This window comes from Rhodobacterales bacterium HKCCA1288 (assembly GCA_015693905.1).
Lineage (GTDB): Bacteria > Pseudomonadota > Alphaproteobacteria > Rhodobacterales > Rhodobacteraceae > M30B80.
In genome coordinates, this window is sequence record CP065161.1 from 2613569 (window position 1) to 2629324 (window position 15756).

Consider the following 15756-nt stretch of genomic DNA (forward strand, 5'->3'; position numbering starts at 1 on the left):
GCCTTATGCGCTCTTGATGACCTCTGCCAAATAGTCGCGCCACCTTGGTCGGGCGATGCCGAAGGCGTTTTGGGTTGTCTCGCAATCAAGACGACTGTTGAGGGGGCGTGTTGCAGGCGTGGGATAATCCCGTGAGGGGATGGGGGTGATGGTCACCTGATCGCCGCTTTGTGCGAAAATTTCAGCGGCGAAATCGGCCCAAGAGAGATCAGGGGTGCCGCTGAAATGATAAATCCCTGCCAAGTCAGGCTGCTTGCGCAGGATATCCCCCATTTGCAGCAGGGCCTCGGCAATGGCGCGCGCAGGCGTGGGGCCGCCAATTTGATCGTTGACGATGGATAGCGCCGTGCGGCCCTGCGCCAATCGCACCATGGTTTTGACGAAATTGCCGCCATAGGGAGAAAATACCCAAGAGCAGCGCAATATCGCCGCCACGCCCCCTGCGGTCAGAACCGCCACCTCGCCTGCCCGTTTGCTGTCTCCATAGACCGAAAGGGGCGCGCAGGGGTGATCTGGCGCAAAGGCTGCATCCCCTTGCCCGTCAAACACGTAATCGGTCGAGATGTGCAAAAACACCGCCCCGATTTCTGCAGCCGCCTTGGCCATCGCGGCAGGGGCATCGCGGTTTACGGCAAAGGCGGTTTCAGGGTCGGCCTCAGCCGCATCCACCGCCGTGTAGGCGGCGGCATTGATCACCACCGCAGGTTTATGCGCGAAAATTGCAGCAGCACAGGCGGCGGGGTTGGTCAAATCAGCACCCGCGCGATCAAGAAAAATCGCGTCAGGCGAAAGATCGGCCAAAGCGCGGGCCACTTGCCCCGTTTTGCCGAAAATCAGGATCATGCTTTACGCCCCAAACGCTGGCCCACCCCATCGCGAGATTGCAGCGCGCGCCACCATGCCTCGTTGTCCAGATACCAGCGCACTGTCTGTTCAAGCCCCGCTTCTAGTGTGGTGTTGGGCCGCCACGACAGTTCGGTCGCAATGCGGGTGGGATCAATCGCATAGCGCGCGTCATGTCCGGGGCGGTCAGGGACAAAACGGATTTGATCCCGATAGCTGCCTTGCGTTTTGGGGCGCAGACGATCAAGGATATCACAGAGTGTTTCGACCAATTCGAGATTGCTGCGCTCATTCTCGCCGCCAATGGCATAGCTGCGGCCAATTTGCCCGCGGGTGATGATCAGCAACAGCGCCTCTGCGTGATCCTCGACAAACAGCCAATCGCGCTTATGCGCGCCATTCCCGTAGATCGGTAAATCTTTGCCAGAAATCGCGTTGATGATGATCACGGGGATCAGTTTTTCAGGGAAATGAAAGGGGCCGTAATTGTTGGAACAATTACTCAGCACCACTGGCAAACCATAGGTTTCGTGCCATGCACGCACCAGATGGTCGGAGCTGGCCTTTGACGCGGAATAGGGGCTGCGCGGGTCATAGGCGGTGGTTTCCGTGAATTTCACGCGTGGATCATCGGGCAAGCTGCCAAAGACCTCATCCGTGCTGATGTGATGGAAGCGAAAGGTTTCGGGTCGCCCTTCCGCGTCCCAATAATGGCGCGCGGCTTCTAGCAGATTGAAGGTGCCAAGGATGTTGGTTTCAATAAAGGTGGCGGGGCCATCAATGCTGCGATCTACATGGCTTTCTGCGGCCAGATGCATCACGGCATCTGGGCGATATTCGGCCAAAATTTTATCAAGTGCCGCGCGGTCGCGGATATCCGCCTGCACAAAGCGATAGCGGGGGTTGTCGGCCACGGGCGCGAGATTGTCGAGGCAAGCCGCATAGGTCAGCGCGTCAAGGTTGAGCACCTCATGCCCTTGTGCAATGGCCAAGCGCACCACTGCCGATCCAATAAACCCCGCCCCGCCTGTAACCACCAATCGCATCAGTCTGCCCCCCCGTGAAATGGGCTGTCTAAATCTGACAGGGGCAGGGCGGCGCGGTCTTTTTCAGACAACACCGCATCTGCCAAATCCAAGGGCCATTCAATCTCGCAGGATTGCCAATGCACCGCCCCCTCATGGTCGGGCGCATAGGGTGCGGTGCATTTATAGATGATTTCGGTGTCAGGGGTCAGCGTCATGAACCCATGCGCAAAGCCCTCGGGTATCCAGAGCTGTTTGCCATTCTCAAAGCTTAATTCGACCCCGAACCAGTTTCCATAAGTCGGGGAGGTGCGTCTGATATCCACGGCAACATCAAACAGAGCGCCGCGCCCGCAGCGCACAAGTTTGCCCTGAGCAAAAGGGGGCGCTTGGAAATGCAGGCCGCGCACCGTGCCGCGTGCGGCAGAGAAAGAGTGATTGTCTTGCACGAAGGCAGGCAAATTTACCCCGTGATCTACAAGGGTGGCCGGGTTCCATGTCTCGCAGAAAAAGCCGCGCGCATCGCCAAAGCGGCGCGGTGTTATGACCAAAAGTCCCGCGAGGGGGGATGTCTCTATCTGCATGATGCTGCCTCGGGCCAATTCCCTTTGGCTATATATCGGCCCGCGCCCCCTGACAAGAAACCCCGCCCTTAGGCCCCCCTGATTGTTTCATGGGTTTGTTACCTTTTTGTTGCGTGGCCGTAACGCAGATGGGGCAGGTGGGGCGGCGTAGTCTGTTTTACCTGAGGGGGATACCTGATGAAGCTGCGCATGCTTTTGGCCACAACAGGCCTTGCTTTGCTTGCAGGGCCTGCACTGGCCCAAGATATGAATTTTAACCGCATCGCGTCTTTTCCAGTTGCCGCGAATACGCCCGATGCCGAAGAAACCTCGGCCGAGATTATCGCGGCCACGGGCGATGGCATGACATTGGTCTATTCCGATAGCCCTGCAGGTGTGATCGGTTTTGTCGACATCACCGATCCTGCGAACCCTGTTGCCGCAGGCGTATTCGCGCTGCCAAGTGGCGAGCCAACAGCCGTATCCGCGCTTGGAAACACGGTGTTTGTCGCGGAAAACACATCGGAAAGCTATACCAGCCCGTCAGGCGTTTTGCATGCGATTGATGCAGGGAGCCGTGACGTTCTCGCCTCTTGTGATCTGGGCGGGCAGCCCGACAGCACGGCTGTTGCCCCCGATGGCAGCTTCATCACTGTTGCGATTGAGAACGAACGTGACGAGGATCTAGGCGATGGCCGCGTGCCGCAAATGCCTGCGGGTCATTTGGTGATCCAACCCTTGGGCGAAAATGGCGCGATGGATTGCGCGGCGCAGATCCGTGTTGATCTGACAGGCCTTGCTGATATTGCCCCAGAAGACCCTGAACCAGAATTCGTTGATGTGAACGCCAATGGCGACATCGTTGTGACGATGCAGGAAAACAATCACATGGTTGTGGTTTCTGCTGCAGGTGAGGTGCTCAGCCATTTCTCGGCGGGTGAGGTGACGCTGAACGGTGTGGACACCGAGGAAGAAGGCGCGCTGATCTTTGATCAGACCATCACAGTCCCGCGCGAGCCTGATGGGGTGCAGTGGATCGATACAGACCATTTCGCGATCGCAAATGAAGGCGATATGGATGGTGGCAGCCGCGGCTTTACCGTGTTCAACCGCGATGGCACCGAAGTTTTTGAGGCAGGCACGGCTTTTGAATACGCGATTGTGGAAATCGGCCATTACCCCGAAGAGCGCTCTGGCAACAAAGGTGTCGAGCCCGAAGGGATGGAATTTGCAACATTTGGCGGCGTGCCAATGATGTTCCTCTTGTCCGAACGTTCCTCTATCGTGGGCGTCTATGATATGTCGAACCCTGCTCAGCCTGCATTGGCACAGCTTCTGCCCTCTGGCATTTCCCCTGAGGGTGCGATTGCGATCCCCTCGCGCAATATTTTGGCCACGGCCAATGAATATGACGCGCGGGGTGATAGCGGCGCGCCTGCCCATGTAATGATCTATGAATATCAAAACGCCCCCGCCGTATATCCGCATCTGACGAGCGCAGGTATGGATGAGTTGACAGGGTGGGGTGCGATCTCGGGGCAGGTCATGGCTGAAGATGGCACGCTCTATGCGGTGTCTGACAGCTTCTATGCCATGCAGCCAACCATCTTCCACATCGATGTTAGCCAAACCCCTGCGCGCATTGTCGATGCAATTCGCGTCACCCGCGAGGGTCAGCCTGCGCAGTTGATGGATATGGAAGGCATTGCACTTGATGGTGAGGGCGGTTTCTGGGTTGCCTCAGAAGGGCGCAGCGACCGCTTGGTGCCGCACGCGATCTATCACATTGGGGCCGATGGCGCGATTGAGGATTACATCGCCCTGCCAAATGAATTGCTGGCCGTGGAACAGCGTTTCGGGTTTGAGGGGATCACCCTTGTTGACGATATGCTGTATATGGCCGTGCAGCGTGAATGGCGCGATGATCCTGAAAACCATGTTAAGGTTCTGGGCTATAACCTCGAAACCGAAGCGTGGAGCGTGGCGCATTACCCGCTGACCGAAGCATCTACGGGTTGGGTGGGTCTCTCGGAAATCGTTGCGCATGGTGACGACCTCTATTTCATCGAGCGTGACAATCAACTGGGTGACGCAGCGGTGACCAAGCTGATCACCCGCGTCTCAATGGATCAGATGGCGGGGATGGTCGCGCTGGGCGAAACGCCACCCGTTCTGACCAAAGAGATTGTTGTCGATCTGCTGCCTTACCTGACCTCGACAGGCGGCTTTGTCTTGGACAAGGTCGAAGGTCTTGCAATCGCTGAAGATGGCACAATGTGGGTGTCCACCGACAATGATGGTGTGGACGACCATTCTGGCGAAACGATGCTGTTCGCGATCTCGGCGCAGTAACCATCGGTGGTTTGACTGAGCGAAAAACGCCCCTCGCAAAGTGATTTGCGGGGGGTTTCTTATGCCAGATTGTGGCTTTCGATATGATGAAACTGCCCTGTCTCATCCTCGCCCATAAGGGCCAATGAGGCGACCTCAAAAGGCTGGGGGATCACAGGCGCGAAATGCGCATGTAGACGGGACACCAGATCATTGGCCTCGGATTGTGGCAGGCGGCCTGACAAGGTCAGATGAAAGCGGAATTCCTCCATCACATAGGGATAGCCCCATGCGACCAACATCTCTTCTTGGCGGGGGGTAAGGTTGGCTGATCTACGCTTGGCCAATTCCGCCTCGGATGCAGGCGCGCGAAACGGATCCAACCCTTTGACCATCGTTGCGGCCAGTTCTTGGAGCGCGGGATTATGACTTGCTGGGACAGCGGCGACAAAGCCCCCCAAACGGCGGATTTCCAAAACGGGGATTTCAACCCGCGATGTTGTTTGGCACAATTCCCGGAACCTTGCCGCAAGGTCATGGGCGCTTTGACCCTTGGCCAGTTTGAAAGGTGGCTTGATCGTTGCGTGAAACCCGTATTTGCGGGGGGTGTCGGTGATTTGTGCGATGGGCCGCGATAGGCCCGCAAGCTCGGGATGCGTGCGCACAGCGCCTTGGCGGCTGCACCAGCCCAACCAATCCGCGCCAAGGCGATAAAACCCGCCATCGGGCAGAAAATATACCGCATATCGGCTATAGTCGGACATTCTGCGTCCCCCCTTTTGGCTTGGGGTCGGCCTAGGTTCTGCGTCTTGATTTGGCAATGATTAATTAACCAATAAGGTCTATCCTTTGGTTGTGGCAGATGGTGGACAACGCCCCCCTTTGGGTCGCTGCCCCAAACACCGCTGCCCTTGGCCGAGTTTCACTTACCCGAACGGGGGATCGGTCGCACATATCATGGTTTAATCCCGCTCCTTCGCTCGCATAGCAAAGGATAGATTATGGATATTTTCCATGGACGCGCGTTAAGCCCTGCAGGCCCCGCCACCGATATTATGCCCGTAACGCCCAATGATGCGGCTGATCTTGCGATCACCGCTTCGGCGCTTTTCATTGAAATTGGGGGCATCATTGAAATTGTCACCGTGCGCGGTGAGACGCGCAGTGTGACAGTTGGGGATATGATGCTGCTGCCTGTTGGCGTGCGCCGCGTTCTGGCAACGGGCACAACGGCACAGGGTATCCATGCCCTTGTGGTGGCCTGATGATGGCATTGCAATTAGACGTTTCCCTGACCAGCGCGGCGTTTCGACGTCGCGTTTTGCCATGGTGGTTGGTCTATCGGTCTGTTGACGGACGGATGCCTGACTTGATCCTTGATTATACAAATGATGCATATGGCTTGGGCGGTCAAAAGATTGCCCAACCCATAGCGCAGGCGCGGCTTGGCCCATCTGTGGTTGATGGGCGGGCGGCTGGGCTGTTGGTTGAGCCACAGCGGAGCAATCTTGTGGCGCGCTCTGTCGCGCGGCCGACATGGGGGCCCGTGGGCCCTGTGACCTTGACCGCTCTTGATGAAGCGCGCGCAGGGGTGTTTCCAGGGCTGCTGATCACCTCTGGCGGGGCAAGTTGGCATCGCGCGGCCCCAGGCAATATGACCTTCGAGGCTGGGCAATCCTATGCCATGACCCTTTGGTATGGGCAGCCCTCAGCCGCAATGATGAAGGCCACGCTTTATAGCACCGCCACCACCCCACCAAGCAATCTTGAGTTGCAAGGCGCGGCGGGTCAGTTGGCTGCTGTGGTGCAAAACGGGGGGCAGATCACAGATATTCGTAACGATCAGATTACCGATGGCCTCTATCGCATGCGCTGCCGCTTTTCTCTGAGCCAGACTGTGACCACAACATGGGGCTTTGGGTCTGGCACCGCCACGGCGGGGGAGAGCGTGACAATCTATGGTTTGCAAATCGAGGAAGGCGCGGATGCCACAGGCTATATCCTCAGCGATGGTGTCGCCGTTTCGCGGGGTGCGGATCGGTATACACTCGCGGCAACGGGGTGGGGCGGTCTCGAGGGGGGCACGCTTGCCCTGCGCGCCACGCCCATGGGGGCGGGCGCTGCGGTCTTTGCCTCTGTCACAGACCTGTCTGGGGAAAAGATCACCGCCTTGTGCCGCGCTGATGGCGAAATTGTCCTGCGGTATGGTGCGCTGGGCAGCGTGGAGGAGATGCCAACGGGCATGAACGCGCTCAGGGATCAGGCGGTGGCAATTGCGCTGTCATGGAGTGGCACGGCTCTGCGCCTAACGCTGGGCGGGTCGCCCGTTCAGACCGCTGCACCCATTGCATTTGGGGCGCTCTCGGAATTACGCCTCTATGATGATGATATCATCGCCGCGCCTGCGCCTGTGCAAATTGGGCGTCTGTTGCATTATCCAATGCCCGTATCGGACGCTGCCTTGCAGGCCCTGTCTTCATGAATGGGCGGCCTTTGCCTGTTTGCAGGCAAGGGCCGCCTCATAGCAGTGCATCATCAATTCAAGGTTCTGTGCAGCGGTAAATCTTGCGTCAAATTGGGCGCGCGCCGCATGACTGAGCCGCGACCAATCCATGGCCTCGAATTGTAAGACAGCGTTTGCCAAAGCTTCACCCTTGAGCGGGTTAAACGAAAATGTGGCGAATTCTTGCGGCAATAACTCGCCCGCCACGCCGATATTGCTTGCAAGAACGGGGGTTCCCTTCGCAAGCGCCTCAAGTAAGATCATTGGGCAGCCCTCATACCATTTTGACGGAAAGAGCAGCGCGCGTGCACGACCAAGGATCTCTTGGGTTTGCGCATAGGGCAGGGCGCCATGAAGGCGGATATGGGGGGCTGCATGCGCGGCACACCATTCGGCCTCTGGCCCGTTGCCGATGATGTTTAGCGGATGATGCGGCATCTTATTCCATGCCGCAATCAAGCGCGCGATGCCTTTTTCTTGCGAGAGCCTGCCAATAAAAACATAGCCCATATCACGGGCATCTTTAGGCACGGTTGGCACGGGGCAGTGGGGCAGGAAGTTCGGCTTCACGAAGAGGTTCTCTTCAGGCAGCCCGCCTTTGACAAACAGCGTTTTGCCAAATTCCGTGAGCGCAATGAAACGATCAACCGACCTGATCCATTCAGGATTGTCTGTCGCAGCGCCGATCATCCGATTGACCGCCAAACTGCCCAGATACGACCCGCGATAGCATTTGTGTCTGATTGCGGGCAGACGGCTTGGGCCGAGGCACTCCTCGCAAATCTTTCCACCCCGCATCAAAAGGGCCGAGGCACAGAGCAAGCGGTAATTGTGCAAGCTTTGCACAACCGCAGCCCCTGATCTTGCCGCTGCAACATGGGCGGCAGGTGTAAGGCGCGGGAAGAAGTTATGAATATGCACAATATCAGGCCGCAATGTTCGGCACATTTGCAGCACCCGCTGATATTGGGCCTGCGACCCTGAAATGGCATAGGCCGTTCGCACTCTGTCGAATGGGCTGGTGATGTCATCATTGCTGATTTGGTCGAGAACCACCTCGTGCCCCGCGTCATGCAACAGGTTGTGTTCATGCCTCACCACAACATCTTCGCCGCCCTTTTGTTGATAGCTGTTGTGTAAAATCAGGATTTTCGTTGTTGCGCGGCGCATTGCGACCTATGGTCGAAAGTTGGAAGGGGTTCCAAAACTATCTGATTGTATTGGCCATTCATGTCAAATTTTGAAAGACGATCTGTCGTCTTTTTTACACTTGTGTTGACGCATTACCGCGTGGCCTTTCACAGGGCGCTGCGCGCGCATCTGGCTGCGCGGGGTGTGTGCTATGATCTGGTCTACAGCCCCGCCACAGGGCCAGAGGCGCAAAAAGCGGATGTTGTTGATCTGGAATGGGCCAGATGTCAGCCTGCATGGTCTATGCCCTTTGTGCCGGCTTTGCGCTATCAATCCCTGTGGCACTGGCGCAAGGCAGGTTTGGTCATTGTGGGCCAAGAGAACCGAAACCTAACCGCCTATGCGGCCATTTTGGGCGCGCGGCTGTTTGGGTATCGCGTGGCTTATTTCGGGCATGGGCGAAACTTCCAAGCCAAAAACCCAAATAGCCTGGCCGAACGATGGAAGCGGTTCTGGGCCACCAAGGTGGATTGGTGGTTCACCTATACTAATGGCTGCGCTGATTTGATTGCGGGCTATGGTTTCCCGCGCGCCAAAATCACCGTGTTCAACAATGCCATTGACCTGTCGCAAATTGCGGAGGAACGCGCCGCGTTAGATCCCGCGAAAATCATCGCGCTGCGGGCGCGCCTTTGCCACGGCAGCGAGAATGTCGCGGTCTTTGTGGGGGGACTCTATGCGCAGAAAAGATTGTCGTTCTTGATCCACGCGCTTGATCTTTTGCGCTGGGATATTCCTGATTTGCAAGTCTTATTCATCGGTGCGGGGCCAGAGGCGCATATCATTCAAGAGGCCGCCGAGACGCGCGATTGGTTGCACGCCCTTGGCCCAAAATTCGGGGCCGAAAAAACCCTTTATGTCAGCCTTGGAAAGGTTTGGCTGATGCCGGGTTTGGTGGGTCTGGGGGTTTTGGACAGTTTCGCCTACGAAACCCCGATGGTCACCACCCAATTGCCGTATCACAGCCCCGAGATTGATTATCTGCAAGATGGGGTCAATGGCGTGATCGTCAGGGACAGCGATAACCCGCAGGCCTATGCCGATGCCGTGCATCGTGTCTTGAGTGATCTGCAATATCGCGACACCCTGATCCAAGGCGCCGCATCGCCCGCCACAAATATTCCATCGAGGACATGTCCCGCCGCTTTGCCGAAGGTGTTCTGAGGGCCATGAAATGATGGGAGCCGTGGCCTCTATTCGTGCGCAATGGCGCAATCTGGGCACGATTGCCGCCTTTGCCTTTGCCTTTATCGCCGTTTTTGCAATGGCGTCCTTGATTGTGCGACTTGCGGGTGTGGCCGTATATGCCGAATACGCGCTTTACCTGACCTTCGGCGTTGCCATCCGCATCATCTGGCATGGTATTATCGGCACTGTGTTCGCGCGGGGGTTTTCGATTGCCACGGCCCAAGGGTTGGGCGCGCATCATTTGGCCTATTTTGGCATAGGTCTGTTTGCCCCTTTCGCAGGTCTTGCAACCATTGCCCTGACCCCAGTTCTGCTGGATGCTCAGATCGGGTTTGGCGAGATTACACTCAGCCCGTTTGGTCTGTTTGCGGGGCTGATGTTGGGGGCAACAATCTCGGCTGCGGGGGCGGTTGTCGAATTGGCCAATGTCATGGGGCGGCGCAGGCAGGCAATCTGTGCGATGCTCTCGCCAAGCGTTGCGCAACTTATGGCTTTGGCAAGTCTCAAAGAAATTGGCCTGCTCACTGCGCCCAATCTTGCGGCGCTGGCCGCAGGATTAGGATTTATCTCCCTTGTGGCGCAGTTCATTTTTCTGAGGCGCGCGCAGGGCGTGGCAGAAGCTAAACCCGAGGGCGCGGGGCGCTTAAAATCCTTTCTGACGGAACATTCGAAAACCATGCTCTTCTGGGTGCCGCCAAGTCTTATGATGCGCGCACTTGATAAATGGTATGCGGCGGATCATCTGTCGGTTGAGGGATTTGCCGCAATGGCGGTTCTTATCCTAATGACCCAAGGGGCGATGCAGGCGGGAATGTCGATCCTGTCGCGTGTGGTTTTGCCTAAAGTTTATGATTTGGCCGCCGATGGCCAATCCCCTAATCGGCTTAGAGCCGCCCATCAGATCACGCGGCGGTTCGGATACCTGATCCTAGTCGCAGGGGGCATCTGGGCCGTTATTCTAGCGCAATGGGGGTCTTGGCTTTTGGCGCGGCTGTTCACCGATGAAATCGCAAACCACCATCTGGCCTTAATCCCATTTGCCATTGGGGCAACGCTGATGACCTATGCGGGGTTTCAGATCACACATGGGCATATCGCGCAAAATATCAAACCCTTCACCAAGCAACGCTATGGCGAGGCGATTGCCTATGCCGTTGGCTTGGTGCTGTTCGTGCCCGTCTACGGGGTGATTGGGGTGGGGTTTGCGATGGGAATATCTGGTATTATTTCGTGTATTCTGTCATTTTGTGCGCGACTGGAAATATTTAATAGTACTCTAAGCTAGAATTCATTGTCTTTGGAGCGTGCAAAGGCTAATAGGAAGATCCAATAAAAGTGATAGCTGATAATATTGTCGGTCAAAAATAAAACTGACGAATATATTGATGCATATCCAATAAAACCCTTTTTTGTCGAAAGATATATAAGAGCTGTAATGAGGGTTATGATTCCGAACCAGCCATAATCAACTAAAACTCTTAGATAGTCATTGTGTAGGAGGGTGAAGTTACTATTAACATAGTTATGACGGGCGAGGAATGTATTGGTGGCCCCAACGCCATCGCCAAAGATAATTTGTATAAATCCAGTTCTTTGTTGTAGATCGGAGGAGATATAGCCTATTGTGTCAAATCTTCCAGAACTGAGCTCGTTTGGAGATATAAATATATCATAGGACCTTAGGTAGTAAGAAATACTTTGAAATACATTGTTTGATTCAAGTCCAATAAAAAAAAGAATAATTGGAATGAGAATCCTTGCGGCAATGCTTACTGGCTTAATTCGGTCGAATCTATCAAGATAAATTAAAATGAGGACAATTATGAGCCCTAATAATGCTATCCTTTTGAAAATTATAAATGAGGATACGATTGAAAGAATGAGCGGTATGTTTTTCCGATTTGCGGCTGACCAAATGCCCATTAGGGGTATAATTAGGGCAAATGACGATTCATAAGTAGCTTGCGTTGGTGTGAGTATACTAAAGCCTAGCTCTTCTTGAATCGCAATAATCATGGCGATAGAGGAAAAAAATATAATATAGATATATATTTGTAAATATTTTTGTGATGTTGTGAATGTCAATGATGCAGCAATAAGGCTACATGATATGTGTGCGAACACAGTAAAGTTAGATTTATCAGAAAATGCTAGGAATGGTGTGCAGTATATTGCGTATATTGCTAAGAAAAAAAGTCCGGCCTTGTTGATTTTTAGAGATTTGTTCACTACTTGAATAAATATTATAGCTAATGGTGTAAGGTATATTAAAAATCTGAATGGTGTGTCATTAAAAATAGTCAAGTATGTAGAAACTTGAGTAAGTAGAAAAGTCGTTAATATTCTACCGTCTGCAATGTAATTTTCTTTTGTATGTCTATTTTGCATTATCATCTTTTGCATAAATTTTTAATCCTGATAGCAACACCAACCACACAAACCTTGGCGCCAAGATCAAATAGCGGCGCCACAGGCGGCGGGGCTCGCTGATGAGGCGGAACAGCCATTCAAGGCCTGAGCGTTGCATCCACCGCGGCGCGCGCCGCACGCGGCCCGCGTGAAAATCAAACGCGGCCCCGATCCCGATCAAGGTTTGCGGCAGGGCGTCTACATGATCCCGCATCCAGACATCTTGTTTGGGCGAGGACATGCCGACCCAAACGATATCCGCCCCAGATTGGGTGATGCGCGCGATTGTTTGGCTGCGCTCTGTCGCGGTTATGGGGCGGAAGGGGGGGCACTCCCATCCTGCAATCTGAATGCTTGGATAGCGCGCCTGACACAGCTCCGCGAGGGTTGCCGCGACCCCCTCATTGCCGCCAAAAAAATAGTGCCGTAGCCCCGACTGGGCCGAATGGCGGCATACATAGTCAAACAGATCAGGCCCCGCGCAGCGCGCGACCTTATGACCCTGTTTCTGACCCAGCCAAACCAATGGCATGCCATCTGGGATGACCAGTGCTGCCCTTTGGTGCAGGGCGCGCAGGTCTGGATCATCGCGGCAGGCCATTAGGCTTGCAACCTCGCGCACAGCTATGAAGCGGCCCGTTTGATCCCGTGACCATTGCAGCAGTGCCGCATAAATTTCGGGAATCGATGTGGCCGCGATTGGGATGCCCAATACATCATATCGCGGGATAGCGGAGGGATCACGCAAGAGATAGCCTTTTAGATATAAATAATACACCTATATGGCAGAAGCGCCTTCTGCGCAATTCGCTTTGGGACATTTATGATGCGCGGCAAGGCCGCGCGGCCCCCATAGCGACCAGATCCGCACCACTGAGTGCGCGATACTCGCGCCCCGTCAGATGCGCTGCTTCGCGCAGATACCAGCCTTGCAAATTGGCGGGCAGGTATTCAGCAAACAACCGCAGGGCATCGCGGTTTTGTGCTGCGGTTCCACCGCTTGGTGCGTGGAACCCAAATTGCGCATCCCGTGACACGCAGGTTTGCGGCAGGCTGAGGTAAAGCGTGCAGGCGGAGGCGCACCACCCTGTGATCTGCACCTCGTCATGCGTCAGCCCCGCAAGGCGGGTGTGCAGGATATAGTCGCCCAATGGGCCACCGCCATCATTTTGGATCAGCAAACGTCCTGCAGCATGGCCTGGGGCCATCATCCCGCCTGTCGCAAGGAGACATAACCAAGCCATGACCGCGCCACGCCACCGCGTTATCGCGCGCATCTCAACACTCCCATAACTGTCAGAAGGGCCGGCTTCTGCGCGGCGACTGGCAGCGGGGATGAAACGGCGCAGCTTTGCGCTTGAATATGAAGGCAAGGGTTCGCTCTATCGTCTGGGTATCGCCAGACATAGGCAAAACGCGTGCCAAATTTCCCACCACCTCAGCAGTGGGTTATGGCATCAAATTGTTAATGTAAGTTTAGGATGGGTGCGATGGTGTCAGTCTTGGCCGCCATAAGGCCTGCCATAGCCGTATCCATATCCATAAACACCTTGTTTTGCTTCGCTTAAATTCAGCGCGGTGACAATCGGAACCGCACTGGCCGTTGACTGCATCAAAATAGAATAAGCGCTACGAAAATCTGCCAGACGCGTTGCAGCCCATTTTACGGGCATGACGATCATATCCACCTGTGGGGCGATGTAGCGGGCATCCACCACCGGTAGCACGGGCGAGGTGTCGATGATGATAACCTCAAAAAGACTGCGCGCCTGATTAAGCAAGTTTTCAAATTCCAAGGAACTGATCAATTGATCCGTTGCAATCTGCGGCCGATCCGCGCCCGGCAGAATCCGCAAAGGGGACTTGTTATCCTTAAGTAGGCTTAACTGTGGTTCAGCCGTTTTGTCGGTAATAGTGTCGCTGAATTGCTCGGGATCGAGATAGGTCAAAAGCCCTTTTTTGGGCTTTTGTCCGAGATAGGCGGCAACCGATGGTTTTCTGAGATCTGCGTCAATTAAAAGCGTGGACTTACCTGTCGCGGCATAAATCCGCGCCAGTGAGAGGGCTATGGTTGTCTTTCCTTCGGCAGGCAAGGTCGAAGTGACCATAATCACATGGCCCTCAGGTCCAACCCGTGCTTCATTTGATGTTCTGCGGCGTTGCAACTCGATGGCGGCGCGCAGTTTTCGGATCGACTCAGAATAGATTGACAGCGGATCATCGATGATCTGATCCACCATGATCTTGTTGTCTTTTTCATCAAGCCGTGGGACTGCGCTTGCGGCCATATGTCCCGTAACCATGCGCAACTGGTCTGGATTGGTGATCCCGCCGATATAGGTTTCGTTGAGCACGGCAAGCCCGAGGCCAAGCCCAAGCCCAAGCATGGCGGCAATTGTAAGGATCAAACGCTTGTTCGGGGCGCTTGGCGCATTTGGCGGCAAGGCGGGCGAGACGATACGGCTGTCTGCAACCTGCAAGGCCGCGCGGGTTTCGATCTCGCCAAATTGGGCGAGCAGCGTTTGATACTGGCTGCGGGTGATCGAGGCGGCCTGTTGCAATTCGAAAATCCGCGCCAAAACATCCGATGGCAGATCGCTTGAGACAAGGTTTTCGCGCAATGTGGCCCGTAGGTTTTCGGTCTGGCTTGTGATCTGTGCAACGTTTTGGCTGATAGCGGCCAACTGGGCCCCCGCCCGCTCCTCAATGCGTGCATCGACCTCGGCCAAGGCATTTTGCAAATCAAAAAACACAAGCCCCCCCGCGGAGGCTTCTTCCAACTGGCGTGTTATTTCAGCTTGCTCTGCCGCTAATTCCCGCAGGGCTTCATCGGCCAAACTTTCTGCAAGGGCAGTGAAATCTCGGGTCTCAAATGCGGTTGTCGCAGTGGACAGTCTCAACTCGTTGCGGCTCAATTCGCTGCGCAAATTGTTGATTTCATTTTGCAGAACCGCAAGATTTGGATTTCCGCCCTGACGTGCAAGGTCCTCAAGGCTTGCATCAATGAAATCATTGAGCGCCTTGTCCGAGGCGGCGACAGCCACGCGCCCCGCTTCCACTTGGCGGCTGAGGATATCGCGCGCGGATTGACTGGCGGCGATCTTGGTGTCGACTTGCGCGTCAATATAGGTTTGCGCCATGAGATTGGCCAAATAGGCCGCTTTTTCGGGGCTGGTCGAGGTGACATCGATTGAGATCAAATGTGTCAGCCCGATGCGGCGGATTGTTGTTGCATCCTGGAGGGCCTGACGCACCGCTTGTAAAAGGGCGGGGCCAGATGGCGGCTCATCGGCGCCCAATCCCAGACGCAGGCGGATTTCTTCAAAAAAACTTACGCTTGGCCCGAATTCATCATCGGTTACCAACCCGGCGCTTTGGATCACGGCCAATGTCGTGGCGGGCGCGCGAAGGATCTCGACCTCGCTATCCACGCGCGCGTTGTCGATCATGGGCGCACGGCGCATTGTATCGTCAGCTTCAAGCAGGTTTTGCTGTGTGGGGTCGACCATAATCAGGCTGCGCGCGGTATAAACGGGGGTGACGCTGACCACGTATAAAACCGCCGCCCCAATCACCAAAGCGCTCACCAATAGGATCAACCGCAACTGGCGGCGCAACAGCTGCAAAATATCGCGTAGGTCGAGATGCTCTTGTGCCGTTTGGGTGTGCGTTTGGTCTGTCATCTGGGAAATTTGCGTTTGGG

The 15756-nt window shown here is 55.2% G+C and carries 14 protein-coding genes; 5 read left to right on the forward strand and 9 right to left on the reverse strand.

The features are described 5' to 3' along the window. Window positions 1-3 precede the first annotated feature (3 nt). The 3 genes from rfbD to rfbC are packed head-to-tail and all read right to left on the reverse strand — an operon-like array spanning window position 4 to window position 2452. Entirely contained in the window at window positions 4-843 is an 840-nt protein-coding gene (gene rfbD, locus I3V23_12860) for a dTDP-4-dehydrorhamnose reductase (protein ID QPI85408.1), read from the reverse strand. Then, window positions 840-1889, reverse strand: a complete 1050-nt coding sequence (gene rfbB, locus I3V23_12865) for a dTDP-glucose 4,6-dehydratase (protein QPI85409.1) — start codon at window positions 1887-1889, stop codon at window positions 840-842. Before rfbB ends, rfbD begins: the two co-directional genes overlap by 4 nt. Then, window positions 1889-2452 carry a dTDP-4-dehydrorhamnose 3,5-epimerase gene (gene rfbC / locus I3V23_12870; protein ID QPI85410.1) on the reverse strand — a complete coding sequence of 188 codons (564 nt, stop codon included), beginning with the start codon at window positions 2450-2452 and terminating at the stop codon, window positions 1889-1891. Before rfbC ends, rfbB begins: the two co-directional genes overlap by 1 nt. A 177-nt stretch (window positions 2453-2629) precedes the next feature. Here rfbC and I3V23_12875 point away from each other — a divergent pair, with 177 nt between their 5' ends. Continuing rightward, the gene (locus I3V23_12875) at window positions 2630-4783 is read left to right on the forward strand and encodes an esterase-like activity of phytase family protein (protein ID QPI85411.1); all 2154 of its coding nucleotides are present in this window, start codon (window positions 2630-2632) and stop codon (window positions 4781-4783) included. 59 nt (window positions 4784-4842) lie between these two features. On the opposite strand, the gene I3V23_12880 is transcribed toward I3V23_12875, so the two are convergent. Then, window positions 4843-5526, reverse strand: a complete 684-nt coding sequence (locus I3V23_12880) for a DUF1045 domain-containing protein (protein QPI85412.1) — start codon at window positions 5524-5526, stop codon at window positions 4843-4845. A gap of 237 nt (window positions 5527-5763) precedes the next feature. Here I3V23_12880 and I3V23_12885 point away from each other — a divergent pair, with 237 nt between their 5' ends. Continuing rightward, window positions 5764-6027, forward strand: a complete 264-nt coding sequence (locus I3V23_12885) for a hypothetical protein (GenBank protein QPI85413.1) — start codon at window positions 5764-5766, stop codon at window positions 6025-6027. Then, a complete protein-coding gene (locus I3V23_12890) occupies window positions 6027-7244 on the forward strand; it encodes a hypothetical protein (GenBank protein QPI85414.1) in 1218 nt (405 codons plus the stop codon). The genes I3V23_12885 and I3V23_12890 overlap by 1 nt, the downstream gene beginning before the upstream one ends. On the opposite strand, the gene I3V23_12895 is transcribed toward I3V23_12890, so the two are convergent. After that, window positions 7239-8363, reverse strand: coding sequence for a glycosyltransferase family 4 protein (locus tag I3V23_12895; protein ID QPI85415.1), 1125 nt, complete (start codon window positions 8361-8363; stop codon window positions 7239-7241). The genes I3V23_12890 and I3V23_12895 overlap by 6 nt on opposite strands. A gap of 132 nt (window positions 8364-8495) precedes the next feature. On the opposite strand from I3V23_12895, the gene I3V23_12900 reads away from it, so the two are divergent. Together I3V23_12900 and I3V23_12905 are read left to right on the forward strand one after the other, a co-directional pair. Beyond that, window positions 8496-9620, forward strand: a complete 1125-nt coding sequence (locus I3V23_12900; GenBank protein ID QPI85416.1) for a glycosyltransferase family 4 protein — start codon at window positions 8496-8498, stop codon at window positions 9618-9620. A 10-nt stretch (window positions 9621-9630) separates the two neighbouring features. Beyond that, window positions 9631-10929 (forward strand): hypothetical protein, encoded by a 1299-nt coding sequence (locus tag I3V23_12905; protein ID QPI85417.1) that lies wholly within the window; start codon window positions 9631-9633, stop codon window positions 10927-10929. Here I3V23_12905 and I3V23_12910 read toward each other — a convergent pair. From I3V23_12910 to I3V23_12925, 4 genes are all read right to left on the reverse strand, one after another. Next, window positions 10926-12047 carry a hypothetical protein gene (locus tag I3V23_12910; GenBank protein QPI85418.1) on the reverse strand — a complete coding sequence of 374 codons (1122 nt, stop codon included), beginning with the start codon at window positions 12045-12047 and terminating at the stop codon, window positions 10926-10928. The two genes, I3V23_12905 and I3V23_12910, sit on opposite strands and share 4 nt — an antisense overlap. Then, window positions 12022-12801: a WecB/TagA/CpsF family glycosyltransferase gene (locus I3V23_12915; protein ID QPI85419.1), complete on the reverse strand. Its 780-nt coding sequence runs from the start codon at window positions 12799-12801 to the stop codon at window positions 12022-12024. Before I3V23_12915 ends, I3V23_12910 begins: the two co-directional genes overlap by 26 nt. Before the next feature lie 73 nt (window positions 12802-12874). After that, window positions 12875-13330, reverse strand: a complete 456-nt coding sequence (locus tag I3V23_12920) for a hypothetical protein (GenBank protein ID QPI85420.1) — start codon at window positions 13328-13330, stop codon at window positions 12875-12877. 219 nt (window positions 13331-13549) lie between these two features. Next, entirely contained in the window at window positions 13550-15736 is a 2187-nt protein-coding gene (locus I3V23_12925) for an AAA family ATPase (protein ID QPI85421.1), read from the reverse strand. Window positions 15737-15756: the final 20 nt, after the last annotated feature.

Coding starts and splice junctions, on each gene's coding strand:
- I3V23_12875 (QPI85411.1), top strand. CDS start 2,630: ATGAAGCTGCGCATGCTTTTGGCCACAACAGGCCTTGCTTTGCTTGCA.
- I3V23_12885 (QPI85413.1), top strand. CDS start 5,764: ATGGATATTTTCCATGGACGCGCGTTAAGCCCTGCAGGCCCCGCCACC.
- rfbD (QPI85408.1), bottom strand. CDS start 843: ATGATCCTGATTTTCGGCAAAACGGGGCAAGTGGCCCGCGCTTTGGCC.
- I3V23_12920 (QPI85420.1), bottom strand. CDS start 13,330: ATGCGCGCGATAACGCGGTGGCGTGGCGCGGTCATGGCTTGGTTATGT.
- I3V23_12910 (QPI85418.1), bottom strand. CDS start 12,047: ATGCAAAAGATGATAATGCAAAATAGACATACAAAAGAAAATTACATT.
- I3V23_12890 (QPI85414.1), top strand. CDS start 6,027: ATGATGGCATTGCAATTAGACGTTTCCCTGACCAGCGCGGCGTTTCGA.
- I3V23_12905 (QPI85417.1), top strand. CDS start 9,631: ATGATGGGAGCCGTGGCCTCTATTCGTGCGCAATGGCGCAATCTGGGC.
- I3V23_12900 (QPI85416.1), top strand. CDS start 8,496: ATGTCAAATTTTGAAAGACGATCTGTCGTCTTTTTTACACTTGTGTTG.
- I3V23_12880 (QPI85412.1), bottom strand. CDS start 5,526: ATGTCCGACTATAGCCGATATGCGGTATATTTTCTGCCCGATGGCGGG.
- rfbC (QPI85410.1), bottom strand. CDS start 2,452: ATGCAGATAGAGACATCCCCCCTCGCGGGACTTTTGGTCATAACACCG.
- I3V23_12925 (QPI85421.1), bottom strand. CDS start 15,736: ATGACAGACCAAACGCACACCCAAACGGCACAAGAGCATCTCGACCTA.
- rfbB (QPI85409.1), bottom strand. CDS start 1,889: ATGCGATTGGTGGTTACAGGCGGGGCGGGGTTTATTGGATCGGCAGTG.